12 protein-coding genes are annotated in these 15,171 nt (G+C 34.6%); 4 read left to right on the top strand and 8 right to left on the bottom strand.

Features of this window, described 5'->3' with window-relative positions; translation table 11 throughout:
- The first annotated feature begins 9 nt into the window (after nucleotides 1-9).
- Nucleotides 10-507 (top strand): GNAT family N-acetyltransferase, encoded by a 498-nt coding sequence (locus tag AC4PRO_RS03970; protein ID WP_492116404.1) that lies wholly within the window; start codon nucleotides 10-12, stop codon nucleotides 505-507.
- 57 nt (nucleotides 508-564) lie between these two features.
- Here AC4PRO_RS03970 and AC4PRO_RS03965 read toward each other — a convergent pair whose 3' ends face one another.
- The 5 genes from AC4PRO_RS03965 to AC4PRO_RS03945 all read right to left on the bottom strand — a co-directional run bounded on the left by AC4PRO_RS03965 (nucleotide 565) and on the right by AC4PRO_RS03945 (nucleotide 6,140).
- A complete protein-coding gene (locus tag AC4PRO_RS03965; RefSeq protein ID WP_492116403.1) occupies nucleotides 565-1,152 on the bottom strand; it encodes a glutathione peroxidase in 588 nt (195 codons plus the stop codon).
- Between the two features lie 158 nt (nucleotides 1,153-1,310).
- Nucleotides 1,311-3,524 carry a TonB-dependent receptor gene (locus AC4PRO_RS03960; RefSeq protein ID WP_492116402.1) on the bottom strand — a complete coding sequence of 738 codons (2,214 nt, stop codon included), beginning with the start codon at nucleotides 3,522-3,524 and terminating at the stop codon, nucleotides 1,311-1,313.
- A 7-nt stretch (nucleotides 3,525-3,531) separates the two neighbouring features.
- Complete coding sequence (locus tag AC4PRO_RS03955) at nucleotides 3,532-4,830, bottom strand: tetratricopeptide repeat protein (protein WP_492116401.1); 1,299 nt, start codon at nucleotides 4,828-4,830, stop codon at nucleotides 3,532-3,534.
- A gap of 79 nt (nucleotides 4,831-4,909) precedes the next feature.
- Nucleotides 4,910-5,461: a DUF4331 family protein gene (locus AC4PRO_RS03950; RefSeq protein WP_492116400.1), complete on the bottom strand. Its 552-nt coding sequence runs from the start codon at nucleotides 5,459-5,461 to the stop codon at nucleotides 4,910-4,912.
- A 28-nt stretch (nucleotides 5,462-5,489) separates the two neighbouring features.
- On the bottom strand, nucleotides 5,490-6,140 hold the full coding sequence (locus tag AC4PRO_RS03945; RefSeq protein WP_492116399.1) for a DUF4331 family protein: 651 nt from the start codon (nucleotides 6,138-6,140) through the stop codon (nucleotides 5,490-5,492).
- Nucleotides 6,141-6,372: 232 nt separating this feature from the next.
- Between AC4PRO_RS03945 and AC4PRO_RS03940 the strand changes: the two genes are divergently transcribed.
- From AC4PRO_RS03940 to AC4PRO_RS03930, 3 genes are all read left to right on the top strand, one after another.
- Complete coding sequence (locus AC4PRO_RS03940) at nucleotides 6,373-6,903, top strand: RNA polymerase sigma factor (protein ID WP_492116398.1); 531 nt, start codon at nucleotides 6,373-6,375, stop codon at nucleotides 6,901-6,903.
- Complete coding sequence (locus tag AC4PRO_RS03935) at nucleotides 6,903-7,688, top strand: anti-sigma factor (RefSeq protein WP_492116397.1); 786 nt, start codon at nucleotides 6,903-6,905, stop codon at nucleotides 7,686-7,688. Before AC4PRO_RS03940 ends, AC4PRO_RS03935 begins: the two co-directional genes overlap by 1 nt.
- A gap of 147 nt (nucleotides 7,689-7,835) precedes the next feature.
- Nucleotides 7,836-8,780, top strand: a complete 945-nt coding sequence (locus AC4PRO_RS03930) for a tRNA dihydrouridine synthase (protein ID WP_492116396.1) — start codon at nucleotides 7,836-7,838, stop codon at nucleotides 8,778-8,780.
- Between the two features lie 219 nt (nucleotides 8,781-8,999).
- Here the strand turns inward: AC4PRO_RS03930 and AC4PRO_RS03925 are convergent, their stop codons facing one another.
- From AC4PRO_RS03925 to AC4PRO_RS03915, 3 genes are all read right to left on the bottom strand, one after another.
- Nucleotides 9,000-10,448, bottom strand: a complete 1,449-nt coding sequence (locus AC4PRO_RS03925; RefSeq protein ID WP_074724287.1) for an autotransporter outer membrane beta-barrel domain-containing protein — start codon at nucleotides 10,446-10,448, stop codon at nucleotides 9,000-9,002.
- A gap of 425 nt (nucleotides 10,449-10,873) precedes the next feature.
- On the bottom strand, nucleotides 10,874-13,354 hold the full coding sequence (locus tag AC4PRO_RS03920; protein WP_492116395.1) for a DUF8696 domain-containing protein: 2,481 nt from the start codon (nucleotides 13,352-13,354) through the stop codon (nucleotides 10,874-10,876).
- A 53-nt stretch (nucleotides 13,355-13,407) separates the two neighbouring features.
- Nucleotides 13,408-15,171, bottom strand: a 1,764-nt coding sequence (locus AC4PRO_RS03915; protein WP_492116394.1) for a beta strand repeat-containing protein, incomplete at its 5' end; no start/stop codon positions are given.

Genomic DNA, 15,171 nt, shown 5'->3' with positions numbered 1-15,171 from the left:
CCGATCAAAATGGAAATCAAAATTAGACCTTACAACGCTGAAGATACCCAAGCGATATTAGATATTATCAACTATAATATCTTAAATTCAACTGCATTATACGATTACAATGTAAGAAGTTATGAACAGCAAAAGACAATCTTAGACGATAAAATAAACAAAGGATTCCCAGTAATTGTAGCTGAATTAGATGGAGTTGTTACCGGTTTTGGCATGTACAGTGAATTCCGTTTCAGAGAAGCTTATAAATATACCGTAGAACATTCCGTTTATGTGAACAATGATTTTCATGGCAAAGGAATTGGAAAAATACTACTTCAGGAATTAATTATTTTAGCTAAAAAACAAGGCCTCCATACGATGATTGCAGTCATTGACGCTGAAAATCAAAGTAGTATTGTCTTTCACGAAAAATTTGGATTTACAACGGCGGGAATGATAAAAGAATCTGGTTTTAAATTTGACCGCTGGTTGCATTCTGTCTTCATGCAGTTAATTTTAGAATAAAAAAAAGCGATTTTCACCAATGAAAATCGCTTTTTTTATGCTGTAAATTTTAAAAAACTATGCTTTTATCCAGTCGATTATAGACGCATCAGTAGGCAGCGTTTGCGGCGCAATCACTTTTTCTAATTCCCCATTTTCATTGATCAGGTATTTTTGAAAATTCCATGCTACCTCCGAATCTTCTAACCCATTTTTAGATTTTTGTGTCAAGAATTGGTATACTGCACACATATCATCTCCTTTTACAGATACTTTATCCATCATAGGGAAAGTCACACCGTAATTAAGTTGGCAAAAAGAAGCAATCTCCTCATTAGTACCCGGTTCTTGTGACGCAAAATTATTAGCAGGGAATCCAATGATCACAAAGTTCTTATCTTGATATTGTTTGTAGATTGCTTCGAGGTCTTTATACTGGGGAGTCAATCCACATTTGGAAGCAGTATTCACAATCATTACTTTTTTTCCTTTCAAAGTGGAGAAATCGAATGTATTTCCCGACAAATCTTCAACCTTAAATTGATAAATATTTTGTTTTTCCATAGCGATTCCACTTTTATTTGTTTCTGATTTTTTGTTTTGTGCCTGATTTTGACAACTGAAAAGAAGTAATGCACTACATGTTAGCATCAATAGGTTTTTCATAATTATATTTTTTATAAAATTAAACAAATTCAAAATTACTTTTGTTGATTCCTAAATCTTATTTTGCTTGAACAAACGTTAAATAAAAATACCTAACGCCAATACAGGATTAACGCTAGGCCTCTCTAACAAAAACAAACAAACCCAATATTTTTCTATTAAAACTTATACGTTATTCTTGCTTTCATAAAAAACGGCGTTCCAGGTGTAAAATGAATTTCTTCCACACTCTCCGACTCATTCTTTAATCTTGATTCAGTAGCAAATTGAGTTTCATTCCACTTAGTATTCAATAGATTCTCTACTGAAATCCCAAATGTGACACTTTTATATTCATAATTAATATTAAAATCAGCTATAGCATATCCTTTTGCTACAATTGAGTTATCTTCATTTGCAGGACGACTTTTTAGATAACGGTATCTTAATCCTCCTGAAAGTCCATGCCATTTTTGAAAACTTAATCCTCCAGTAGAAGTAAAATCAGGTGCTAATGGAATGTAGTTTTGTCCACTCGCTTCGTCAATGCTTCTGGCGTAAGTATAATTAGCATCAGCATCAAAATAAAGCCAATCATTCAATTGATAACGCAATCCTAGCTCCGCTCCCATTCTTCTGGTTTTGCCACTGGGTTCAATGATACCGGCATCACCTACATAAACAAACTCTTGCTGTAAATACAAATACCATAGTGCCGAACTTACAATTAACCTTGGGAAAGGTTTCCAAATCGTTCCTACATCAGTTCCTATTGCGGTAGGCAAAATTTGTTTTCCATTATTTTGAACTACAACACGAGTATCATTCGAATGAAACCCAACTCCTGATTTTACAAAAAATTGCAAATTGTTATTTTGGGAATAGATAAAATTAAGTTTCGGAGACACTTTTACTTCACTTTCGGACTGTGTTTTAAATATCGTTGCTAACTTATCTCTGTAATTAAACTTGAAATAGTCTAATCTTACTGCTGGATTGATCGTTAATTTCCCAAATTTGAATTCGGCATTTAAGTACGTAAACGCATTTGTCTCATCAATATCTCCTAATTTAATATTTTCTAGTGTAATACTTCTGTTCAAGGTGTGTGATAGTTCAGTATCAATAGTTGCATCTGCACGAAAACCTAAGCCTAATTGAAATGAAGCATCCCAATCATTACTTTGTACTTTTTTATTTAATTCGGCATTCATCCCGTAAATAGATCGGTTTTCCTTTTGCTTGATTTGATCTCCATTTATAGGATCTTCTAAAAAGAAAGTAAAATTAGAATACAGTTCAAAATCATATTTCGAATAAAAAGCATTGGCTTTTAAGAACGTGTTTTCATCTATAGGTTTACTTAACGACGCGTTAATATTTGTTCTGGACGTCGTCCCTCCTTCTGTATCATCAACTGATCCAAATCTAGAAATAGTTCCATTATCTACTAATCGTTGTGGTATTTGTCCAGACGCATCCCAAGTACTGGAAAAACGAGAAGCAGATATTGAGAACTTACTATTGTCATCCAATACCGCCGAATATTTACCTAACAAATTGATTCTATTGAAATTTTGAGGTGACTCAAACGGACCGTCTGTCAAGATGTATTCTGTTGCGATGTAGGCACTTTGTTTTTTCTGGTTTCCCAAAAGATTAAACATTCCTACCGTTCTTAACGTATTAAATTGACCCGCTTCTACAGTTATGCTGCTCTTGTCTAACTTTTCTTTAGTTTGGAAGGTGACGTATCCTGCCGTTGCAAAATCCCCTTTACTGGCATAATACGTCCCTTTTCCAAAATCTATCTTTTCTACCGTTTCTGGAATAACAAAATGTAAATCGGCATAGCCTTGACCATGTGCATGCGATACCATATTTACAGGCATTCCATCCACAGAAATAGCAATGTCAGTTCCGTGATCTATATCAAATCCTCTTAGGAATATTTGCTCTGCTTTACCTCCACCGGCGTGTTGACCGATGAATAATCCTGGAACTTTTCTTAAAATTTCCTGAGAAGAATTTACCGGAGTCGTTTGCAAATCAATTTTTGAAATGACATTCAGCGCCGAAAGCTGTTGTTGAATCACTATCTCATCTAATCTAAAGATATCCTCTACCAACAGAATTCTGTTTTCTGAATCACCGATCGTATAGTTTGCTTTTTTGTGTCCCAAAGCAGTTACTATCAAAATATTTCCTATTACTGATTTATCAATGCTGAACATCCCCAGCTCATTTGTATGTGCATGTGCCTCCGAATTGGTATTTACGATATAGGCGTTCTCAATTGCATTCCCAAATTCGTCTACAACAACTCCTTTTTGGATTTGACTGTGCGATACCAACCCTAAAAAGGCGAGTACTATTGTAAAAAAATATCTCATGGTGGGATTATAATTGATTAACCTTTTGCTCTAAATTAGGACCTAATTCATACATGCTAGAAAGTAATTCTTCCTTTATAGGTGCTACTTTTTGGTTCTCATTATTGGACTTGTAAATCATTGCCAAGTGGTATTGCACCTTTGGCTCAAATGATTTTCCTACTACATATTTCTTGGCAATTTCTAATGCTTTATCCTTTTGTCCCATATTCAAATAAGACCAAGCTAATAAATCATAAGAATCTGGTGTTGGTCTATGATCCACTTCAATTTTTGCGATTTCCAATGCTTTAGGCGCTGTTTCTTTTGCATCAGCATAAATCAAAGTATTGTATTTATTATACATTGCTCCGTAATTATTCTTTTCAAGCATAGCGAAATACGCCTTTCTATATTCTAAAGCTCTTGCATCATCCCCTTCAAATTGAGCAATCTGAGATTTCAATAAATAAAAATCTGGAGTGTTGTGTGTAATTTCAATAGCTTCCACAATTCTTTTTGCCTCTTTAGTATTTCTTTCATGAGAAAATACTATCCAAGCAATTCCTTTTAATGCATAGGAATAATTGGGATCTATTGCTAATGTTTTTAAGTAACTGTCATACGAATCCTGAATTCTCCCAGCGTGACCATAAAAATCACCTAGATTAGAATAAGACCATATTTTAAGTGTTTTATTATCTTCCTTCTCGGCAATATCTCTGGCTTTCTCCATAAATGTAATCGCCGTTTTCAAATCACCTTTATGATCATTCCATTTTGCTAAACGAATTAGATAATCATAATCATTCATGTCTTTTATTGCATTCAAATTACTTTCTGCCTCAGCAAAATTCCCTAATTCCATTTGGACATCAAACAGCAATTTTTGAGTTTCTTTTCGCCCTTCTCCTATCACTAGCGCTTTATTGGCCAAAGCTAAAGCTTCTTTAAATCTATGTTGCGCAATATAGTTTCTTCCTAACGAACGAATTGTCGATACTTTGGAATACTTATTAGCTTCATTCGATTGGACAAGTAAATTTTCTGTTTTACATAAATTTTTAATGTCGCCCGTATATTCAAAAAGAGTGGCATACTTTGAAGCAATTATACCTAAGTAACTTTTTTGATTAGGAGCTGCATCGTATTTTTTTTGCCAAAAATCAATTTCCTTATTTGCAAAGTCCAATGATTCATTACCATCAACATGCAAGTATTTATTATAATCGGAAGTATTTGTAATCTGGTTCTGTTTATTCGTATCGCAAGCGAAAATAAAAAGGATTGTAAAAACCAGGACGGGGATAATTTTATAAGGTTTCATAATCTATGTGTTTTGTTTATTGTTAGAAAAAAAACAGAGCTCACTAATTCTGACAGAGCTCTGTTTTTTTGAAAATTTATTACCAGGCTGCTGCCAAGTAAGGAAAAGAAGTGGTAAACGCTTTATCATTTGCATCTACGTGATCTGAAGTAAGACCAGTATTAGAACCACCTGTTGGCCCACCAAAGATTAACAGTAACTCAACATCAATTACATCATCAGCCAAAGCTCTACCAGTTAAAACATTTGTTCCATCGAAAAAAGTTGTTTTTCCAGAAGTTTTCACGTTTAAAACATCAGTTGCTAACACTCCTGTAAATTGTGCTGCAGTCAAACCTAAAGCATTCGTAGTATATCCAGGGTTTAACGCCATTAATCTAGATTCAAAAATTGGCTGGTATTTCGCTCCCATTGCAGAAGGTATAGCCGCATTAAAGTCGTCTTTAGGTTGTCCCGAAGCAATAAAAACTGTGTTTATCGCTGGTCTAGCCATTTGATCTTGTTGTGCAAAAGTTCCTGAGAAGTCAGTACTTGCCATTGCATCTCCGTTATTGTCTTCATCGTTACAGCTTACTGTAGCTACTGCACATACAAGTGCTAGAGTTATGATTTTGAATTTATTTGTCTTCATAATTTTGAATTTTTTAGAATAAAATTTATTATTGTTTTTTCTTAGTTTCTGCCCATACATTTAAAGAGGCTGCTGTACCCAACATTGCTTTTGGAACCTCAACGACTACAGATAATACATTTGAACCTGCAAAAGTATCGACACCCGGATTATTAAATTCTGTAGCAGTTCCTCCAAGGATTGCTTGAAATTGACCTAAGTCAAAAAAGAATGGATCGTCTCTAGGTCCAGCGAAAAATTTCATTCCGTTTTCAGTAGACGTTACCGCTGCTGCGCCATATTTAGAAATGGCAACACTTCCAGATGCCGCACTGGTTTTAATTGTACTTGATGTTCCAGTTGTTCCAGGAGCATACGGTCCGAAGAAGTACATTTTATCTCCTTTTTTAATTGCTTGGATAACCAAGTCTTCCACATTGTCACCTGTATTGTCAATGTTAATTTCAATCATCACATTTTCATTAAATGCAGCCGCCGCGGTTGCATTAGGACTTAACAACCCTTGAGTGTTAACTGCAAAAACTAAATTATTAGTTTCTTGTCCTTGAAAAGTGTACATGTCTGTAATGTCTGCTGCACTACCTGTTACTGATGGAGCATCTACGTGATCCGCTGCTACTAAGATTAAGCCTGAAATCGCAATTAGCGAAAGACCTAATACCATTTTTGTTTTTTTCATTTTGTTATAATTTAAAAGGTTATAAAAGCATTTACGCGATTGTTTTCTTTTTGGTTTTAAAAAAATTAAAAAAAAGTTAATATATTTATTAAATAATTGATTTTCAATAATTTAAAATGAAAATAAAAACACAAGTATTTTAAACCACTATATTAATTGTAGATCCAATCAATATAATTTATTCATTTGTAAATAAGTTTGTATAAGTTTGTAAGAGTAAAACCTAAAGTATATGACCCAGGAAGAGTTATTAGTATTAGTATATAAGAAAGACGAAAGAGCTTTTACACATCTCTATGATATGTATTCTAAAAGTTTATTTTCAGTTATTAATGTTCTTGTACGAAATCGAGAAGAAGCCGAGGATGTACTTCAGGAAGTATTCGTTAAGATTTGGAAAAATATTGATTCCTATAATGAAAGTAAAGGACGATTCTATACATGGATCCTTAATATAGCAAGAAATACCTCTATAGATAAACTGCGATCCAAAAATTTTAACAACAGTCAAAAAAACCTTTCCTCAGATAATTTCGTACATCTATTAGACGACAGTAACAAACTAGTCAACAAAGTGGATACAATTGGAATACAAGAGTTTGTCAAAAGACTCAAACCAAAATGTATACAAATCATAGATTTATTGTTCTTTAAAGGATATACCCAACAAGAAGCTTCGGAAGAGTTGGAAATCCCGTTAGGAACCGTAAAAACACACAATCGAAATTGTATTAATGATTTAAGAAACTATTTGAAAGTATAATGGAAACAAAAGAATATATCGACTCCGGAATATTAGAACTCTACGTTTATGGTTTGCTAAGCGACACCGAAAATGAAGAAGTTACTACCATGGCTAATAAGCATCCTGAAATTAAGGAGGAAATTATTGCCATTGAGAAAGCAATTGTGGCCTTTTCCTCTAGTTTTTCACCCTTTCATTCGGTGGCTAACTATGAGAAGATCAAAGCCAAATTAGAGCTAAAACACACGCCAGTAATAGAAATGGAAACATCAAGAAACTGGGCACAATATATTGGATGGGCAGCTGCCGTTCTTTTATTGGTTGGTATTGGATTCCAATACAATCAATTGGAACAGACCAGCAATCAAGTTGTAAGTACTGAAATTGAAAAAGCAAAAGTTGAAAAAGAACTAAATCAATTAGAACTTAAAAACAAGCAAAATGAAATCGGTCTTGCGGTTGTAAGAGATACAAAGAATACCGTTGTAAGTTTAGGTGGACAGGCTGTAGCGCCAGAATCCTCTGCAAAAGTGTATTGGAACAAAGAAACTCAAGTAGTTTATGTTGATGCAGCAGGCTTACCAGAACCTCCAAAAGGAATGGTATATCAGGTTTGGGCTCTAAAACTGAATCCTTTGACCCCAACAAGCATTGGATTATTAGACAAGTTTGATGAAAACAACCAACGCATTTTTGCTGTTAATAATACTGGTGATGCGGAAGCCTTTGGAATTACATTAGAACCTGCAGGCGGAAGTTTAAGCCCTACAATGGAGCAATTATATACCTTAGGAAAAGTGTAGTGATTTATACAATAGCATTCCCTTTAAAACCAGACTTTCAAAACGAGAGTCTGGTTTTTTTATTTAAATCTACTTTGGTTAACATATCTGATAAATGGAAACCATAACAATATAAAGTACCTTATATTTGCATTTTTTAAACAGTACATGAACTACACCTTACTTTCCTCTCCTTTACAAGGATTTACAGATTTCCGTTTTAGAAATGCGCAAAACAAAATTTTTGGCGGAATAGATACTTTTTATGCACCATACATTCGCTTAAACGGAAAAATGGTAATTAAATCCTCCTATCAGCGTGATTTATTACCAGAGAACAACTCCGAACTAGAAGTTATTCCGCAAATTATAACGAATGATGCCGATGAGTTTTTGTTTGTATCGAAGTATTTACAGGAATTAGGATATAAAGAATTAAACTGGAATTTAGGATGCCCCTACCCGATGGTAACCAAATGTGGAATGGGATCAGGATTGATAAGCAACACTGAAAAAATCAATCAAATTCTACATAAAGTTCATAACGAATCGGATATTATTGTCTCGATGAAAATGCGTTTGGGATATGATACTACCGAAGAAATTCTTGATGTCTTTCCTATTTTAGAAAAATACCCCATTAAGAATGTAGCGATTCATGCCCGCATTGGAAAACAATTGTACAAAGGTGGTGTCCACTTAGATGCTTTTCAAGCCTGTGTCGATAACACCAAACTTAAATTGTATTACAATGGCGATATTACTTCGGTAGCGAAATTCCACGAAATGCAAGCGCGTTTTCCTGCAATAGATCACTGGATGATAGGTCGCGGCTTGATTGCTGATCCTTTTTTGCCTAGTATGATTAAAAGCAACAGCTTAGAATATCCAAAAAATAAAATGGAATTGTTTAGTGAATTTCATGACACCTTATACGCAGGATATAGCGAATCCTTATCTGGTTCAACCCACATCTTATTGAAAATGCACCATTTATGGGAGTACTTTTCAGTTATTTTTGCTAATCCTAACAAAGTGGCTAAAAATATAAGAAAATCAAAGAGTATTCGCAATTATGAGCAAACGGTGAAAGAAGTTATAAAGGCGGGGTAAGCATTTTAAAAACATAGAAACAGAGGCTTTACTGTACTTAGAAAGACGTTTCATTAAGGACTAAACATCCACATGGCTTGTCATGAAAAATCAGTGTTAAAATAGTGGATGCCTATCAACGACTCAACAGATTGTTCTTTAAAAGATTCTTTTAAAGAACGGCATCCAATTTCAATTTACACACGTATTTGAATCTTTCCAAGTTATTATTGCTGCTAATTAGGGTACTGTAATTATTTTTCCATATTTGGTAAGACCACTTCCACTTCCTATTTTACCATTTTTATTTACATAAGAATTGGTGTTATTTACTCCAAATTCCCCAGCGGAAGAAAGAATACTAATATTAAAATTCAAAAGGGTAGTATTATTTTTTTGGACCGCCCCTGCAATGTTACTATTTATGTCGTATATTGAATTTGTTATAGGATAAAGGCTTATGGTTTCCGTTCCATAAATATCGCCAGATAGATCTAATCCTAAAGTATAAATATTGTCCTTGGATGAAATACTCGTAGGAGTTATAGATTGTAAAGTTGCATAACTACCCCTAAATGAAAATCTAAAATCTGAGGCTTGCAGTTCCCCACTTCCGGTATTAGTATTAAAAACAGCTCTGTTCATAGTAACTGTTATTTTAGCATCTGATGAATTAAATAAAACAGAGTCGAAAAAATTTCCTAACGTATTATTGGTATTTACAATTGGAGACCCAGTATATTCAGTTCCATTATTAGAAAAAACATTATTTATTATAGTTGTTTTACTTTGATCATTGACACTACCAGTATTGATAACAATACCAGAGTTATCAGTAAATAGATTGCCATCAAATAAATGATGATTAGTACCTAAAGTTGTCAGTCCCCAACCTTCACTAGAAATCCAAGACGAAAATGAAAAAAGAGTAGCCCCGGTATTATTTGTAAATGTTGAGTTTAAAACTTGAAATCTATTGACTCCCCTAAAATTACCTATCAGTCCTGAATTATTATCAAAAATACAATTATCTAACTTTACATATCTTTCTACGAAAAAAATCATACCACTGTTATTAGAAAAGGTACAGCCTGTAACGATAATTTTATTAGTATAATCTGCATCGTTGTCAGATGTCGTATCAGGTGTCGAACCAAAATCACTCGTAATAAACCTATTACCACTATTATTGGTAAACGTCGAATTAGTAAAACTGATCAATGAATTGTCACTTCCTGCGTAGAAGGCATAACCCTGAGTATTTCCCGTGATACTAATGTCTGATGCTAAAACAGAGCTCTCAAAAGCATAAAAAATAGTTCCAGGATTTGTTGATGTTCCTTTTGAATTTTCAGTCAAAGTTAAGCTTGTAATGGTCAAAACTACACTCGGATCTAACGTAAACATTTTATAAATACTATTTCCTGAAATGCTTATAATGCTAGTTCCTGGTCCTGTGATAGTATAACTACTTTTTATATTAGGTAAATTACTAGTTAATGTTATTTTACCTATTAATCCGGCAGAAAAAACTATTTCATTGATAGTAGAATTAGAATTTGCTGTATTAATAGCTGTTCTTAAGGTCCCTACACTGTTATCGTCAATTAAACTTGTCACTGTATATGTACTTTGAGCTACACTCAATAATCTAAAAAATAAGCTTATTATTAGAATTATTTTTTTCATGTTTTAAATTTTATATCTATATTTTTCAAGTCGTTAATTACATCATTACTTTTGTTAATAATATACTTAACAAAAGTTGGATCATTTTTTTGTCTTAATGAATCCACATTAAAAATCAAATTTCGTGAGAAGAATTATATCCAATACTATAATCAAGTCCTTCATAGGCAATACGAGTAAACCCTGACGGTGTTTGAGCATTTGTGGTAAAACCAAATAATAAGATAAGATAGCCGCAACTAATTAATCTTCTAGAAATTTTATTTAATACAACGTTCATTTGAAATAAAATGCAATTCATAAAGTATAATTTTATTAAATGTAATCGTCGTGTCTCAAAACCTTTTTTATCCAAATAAGATAAATTTATTACTTGTCTTAACAGATGCTAAATATCCAATTATTAAAATGAACTTTATTATATTTTATCGTATCCATGTTGAAAACCACGCATCTCTTGTTTCGGAAAATTTTCTACCATAACCGACATCTGCAAACCAGTGTACACCATTAGTATAATTATTTGAATGATACATTTTTGGCCATCCTGCAGCAGCGCCAGGACAGCAATACGCCCATTGCCAAGTACCCGAATTTACAACAAAGGTAGACGAGGCTCCATTTGCCCAGGTTGCTTCCCCATTCACGTCGTTTGCAGAACTCTTTAATGCACCTATTGCTAATGGAGACGTCGAAGTTACTTTGTTTGCATAAGAGGTAGAAGAATTCCCTGCGCGTAATTGAACATCTGTAGATACGTTAGCTAATTCAATTACAGTCGCTCGCGGTAAATAACCCAAAACATTTGGAGAGGTAACGCTGCTGGCTAATGGTGCTGCTGTATACCCTGCCCCGACATTTAACAGCATCCATCCACCACCATCGGTACTCATATCTGCATAAATCTGAAAAGGAGTACCGCTATTTATGTTAGGGATAGAAATCCAATAAATACCATCGGTAGAAGCGGGATATGCTTGTTTTATTGCAGAAGCGCTTAAAGCTGCAGAAGCAAATGTAAGACCACTTTTAGGTTTTATACTTATTACTCGACCAAATTTATCTAAAGATGTGTCGGCTCCTGTTGCGCCATTAAGATCTATATAATTTGGCAAATTGAGCTCAAACCTACCGTTACTAGTTAAAACTGTGGCATTAATAACCGATACTTGTCCTATTTTACTCCAAGCAGAACCACAAGTCCCACTCGTTAAAAGCGCTCTATACCTTCTGGTCGATGTTATGCCAGAAAAAGCATAAGTAGTAGCAGTATTACTAATATCTGTCCAAACTATTCCACCGTCAGTAGAATATTGCCATTTACTAATTGTGCCTGTATAACCATTCAATGTTAATGTTCCTGAATTAGAGCCACCAAGAAAACTTTGATCTGAAACTGTACCTCCCATGGGAGCTGTACCTGCTATACATGAAATAGTATAAGCAGCAGTATAAACTGTACTAGAACAACTTGCTATCACTGCTCTGAAATAATACGTACCTGCTGTGGTAATTTGATATGACAAAGCCGTTGTAGTATTAGCAATATCTGTAACGGCAGATGCAAAAGTACTACTAGTTGATACTTGCCATTTAGTAACATTACCACTGTTACCATTCAAGGTAAAGTTAACATTAGCATTAACACAAATAGTGTTATTGTCCGCTACAATGTTTCCAGCAACAGTATTGCTTACATAGATTCTTGTAGATGAGGTTGTTAAATTAGCACAACTTGGCGTATTTACTACAGCTCTATAATACGTGTTTTGAGTAATATTAGTTACAGTGTTTGTACTTGTTGTGTTAGCTATATCAGTACCATCAGTTAAAAAATCATCATACGAATATTGCCATTTTACCACGGTACCTCCGCTAACTAATCCGACCAAGTTTAATGTCGTACTGTTTGTAGGGCAAACTGTAGTGTTCCCGCCCGTAATACTTCCTGATGGCGCTCCCGTTAGTAACAAATCTCGCGTAAAAAAAACATTAGATCCTACATTATCCGTTGACATACCACCGTATTCAACTATATAGGATGCAAGATTTGTACTAAAATTTAAATCATTCCAATGACCTCCATTTCCTGCATAGAATTGTCCCGCATCTTCTCCAGCAGAATCATTGGGCTCACCATTGTTCCAATATGAAAATTGGTCTGTTTGGGTTACTGGTGACCCATTTCCTATAGAAAACAAGGTTCCTTTTTCTGGACCAGAAACCCAATGCCATTTCCCTTCTGCATTTGCAGCATCAGCATATTTTGTTGTGCCAGTAGCCGCGTTAATGTAAACATCATTATCAGAGGCCCCCATCCAAGAATCTACTTGTATGATTTTCCAAATGAAATTAGTTTCAGCCAAAGATGTCATTGTTACTAAATATCCTTGACGACCAAAATAGGACTTGGTTGCCGCAGCTGCTAATGCGTTTGGCCAATTTATAGCTCCAGAAATATTTTCATAAAAGTGACCGTTCAAATTATTGTAATATTTATTTCCTGCAACAAAGCTCACTTGCCTTTGTTCTTGGTAACAAGTTGCAGAAACAGTTTGAATAGTGACAGTTCTCAATAATGCTTGCCAATTTGAAGCAGTGGTCGTTCCTGTAAATACCAAACTTCTGGTGTTTGTATTGAAAGTAGCGGCAGTAATTCCAGAAGGTAAATTCCCAGTAAAAGACAATACATCTCCTGATGTATAACTACCCGAAATCGTAACTGTAAAGGATGTAATATTACCATCCGCAGTTACGGTAACTTGAGGGTCTATTGTCGATTGAACATTATTGTTAATAGATAACGTACTGTTTGTTCCAGATACATCAACAATAGTGGCTTGTGAAAAGCTCTTGCTTACAAAACACAATACTATTAATACAATATTTAGCGATTTTCTTATCATGTTTTAAATATTTTTAAATATCTAGTCTTTTTCGTTTTTATTGCTAAAAAATATTAGTAGAAATAGTCAAACTGAATTCTGTCGCCCATCACTAACGCATATCCACCATTACTTGCTGGAGTATAAGTCAAAGTAGTTCCAGCTACGCTGTATGCACTATTACTTATCCTAACTCCATTGATATACATTTTTACTTTACTATTTATAGATTTAGTTTGTGCTAAAGTAAAACTGCTTTGCGATGCTGTAGCACTAAATTCATCAGCTACTTCACGAACTGAGGCTGTTGGAGTTCCCCAAGAAGTAACTCCTGCTCCATTAGTCGTTAATACCTGTCCGGTTGTTCCGTCCGTTTTAGTGTAGATTACAGCACCTGCGGTTAGCGTTCCGCTAGTTTTTACATTAGTTACACTTGTGTTTCCTAATTGAATGGTATTGGTCGCATCTACTATTGCTCCATTACCTAAAGCAGTAGCATTGATTAAATTGTCCGCACTTACGTCAGCATCATAACCAATTACAACATTGTAACTCCCTGATATTATACTATTCCCTGATTGATAACCTAAAGTAATATTTCCCTGACCACCATTATTATAGCGACCTGAGTCCCTTCCTAATGCTATATTATTACTTCCTGTAGCCTCATCATATAACGATGCATTTCCCAGTGCAATATTATAAGAACCACTATTACCCTCTCTATATGCCCCTGTCCCTAACGAAACATTATGTGATCCTGAAGTGCCTTGATAATTCGCACCGTCTCCTATAGCAATGTTACTACTACCTTCTGTAGTATTTCTATTAGTGGTAAATCCGATAGCAACATTATTACTACCTGTAATGGAACGACCTGCTTGTTCGCCTATTCCTACATTGTTAATCCCTACCGTGTTTGAAACTAATGTAGATCTTCCTATACCGACATTTGAAGCCACACCCGCAGATCCTAAACCAACTACCAACCCTTTCACACTAATATCATTATTAAAAGTCTTTGAACCTGCAATAGTTTGATCAGTTGTTAAATCTACAAAATTTTGAGTTGATGAACCTGTACCACCATTAACTAAAGGTAGTATTCCTGTTACTTTAGAGATCAAATCAATACTTCCTGCAAGCATTGTATTAGTTACTTTGCTAGCTCCAATAGTAGTTGCATTACCAGAACTTGTAACATCTCCTGTTAAGTTAGCATTGGTAGTAACGTTTCCTGCAGTAAGGCCAGCAGCTGTACCTGTAATATTTGTTCCTACAAGTGCAGAAGGTGTTCCCAAAGATGGTGTCACTAATGTTGGTGAAGTAGATAAAACAAGGCTTCCCGTTCCTGTTTCGTCAGAAATTACTCCAGCCAATTCTGCTGATGTAGTTGATGAAAGCACATTTAACTTATCAGTAGTTACCACCAATGTTTTTGACGTTGGTATTGTACTTCCATTAATACTTGTTGCTGTTGCAACTCCTAAAACAGGTGTCACTAATGTTGGTGAAGTCGATAAAACAAAACTTCCTGTTCCTGTTTCATCAGAAATAACTCCAGCTAATTCCGTTGAAGTAGTTGCTGAAAGTACATTTAATTTATCAGTAGTTACCACCAATGTTTTTGACGTTGGTATTGTGCTTCCGTTAATACTTGTTGCTGTTGCAACTCCTAAAACGGGTGTTACTAATGTTGGTGAAGCATTCATAACAAAGGTAGAACCTGTTCCTGTTTGAGAAGCTACAGCAGTTGCATTCCCAATACTTGTTATTGGACCTGTTAAGTTAGCATTCGTTGAATTATTTCCATTCAATTTTTGTATTGCCTGAAGTAT

It is taken from the genome of Flavobacterium sp. DW-iso2 (genome assembly GCF_058725285.1).
The sequence above is the reverse complement of the archived record's forward strand: the minus strand, read 5'-3'. Positions and strand labels throughout refer to the sequence as shown.

What these genes read in the sequence shown, in the direction of transcription:
- AC4PRO_RS03970 (WP_492116404.1), top strand. Translation starts at nt 10, where the DNA reads ATGGAAATCAAAATTAGACCTTACAACGCTGAAGATACCCAAGCGATA.
- AC4PRO_RS03965 (WP_492116403.1), bottom strand. Translation starts at nt 1,152, where the DNA reads ATGAAAAACCTATTGATGCTAACATGTAGTGCATTACTTCTTTTCAGT.
- AC4PRO_RS03960 (WP_492116402.1), bottom strand. Translation starts at nt 3,524, where the DNA reads ATGAGATATTTTTTTACAATAGTACTCGCCTTTTTAGGGTTGGTATCG.
- AC4PRO_RS03955 (WP_492116401.1), bottom strand. Translation starts at nt 4,830, where the DNA reads ATGAAACCTTATAAAATTATCCCCGTCCTGGTTTTTACAATCCTTTTT.
- AC4PRO_RS03950 (WP_492116400.1), bottom strand. Translation starts at nt 5,461, where the DNA reads ATGAAGACAAATAAATTCAAAATCATAACTCTAGCACTTGTATGTGCA.
- AC4PRO_RS03945 (WP_492116399.1), bottom strand. Translation starts at nt 6,140, where the DNA reads ATGAAAAAAACAAAAATGGTATTAGGTCTTTCGCTAATTGCGATTTCA.
- AC4PRO_RS03940 (WP_492116398.1), top strand. Translation starts at nt 6,373, where the DNA reads ATGACCCAGGAAGAGTTATTAGTATTAGTATATAAGAAAGACGAAAGA.
- AC4PRO_RS03935 (WP_492116397.1), top strand. Translation starts at nt 6,903, where the DNA reads ATGGAAACAAAAGAATATATCGACTCCGGAATATTAGAACTCTACGTT.
- AC4PRO_RS03930 (WP_492116396.1), top strand. Translation starts at nt 7,836, where the DNA reads ATGAACTACACCTTACTTTCCTCTCCTTTACAAGGATTTACAGATTTC.
- AC4PRO_RS03925 (WP_074724287.1), bottom strand. Translation starts at nt 10,448, where the DNA reads ATGAAAAAAATAATTCTAATAATAAGCTTATTTTTTAGATTATTGAGT.
- AC4PRO_RS03920 (WP_492116395.1), bottom strand. Translation starts at nt 13,354, where the DNA reads ATGATAAGAAAATCGCTAAATATTGTATTAATAGTATTGTGTTTTGTA.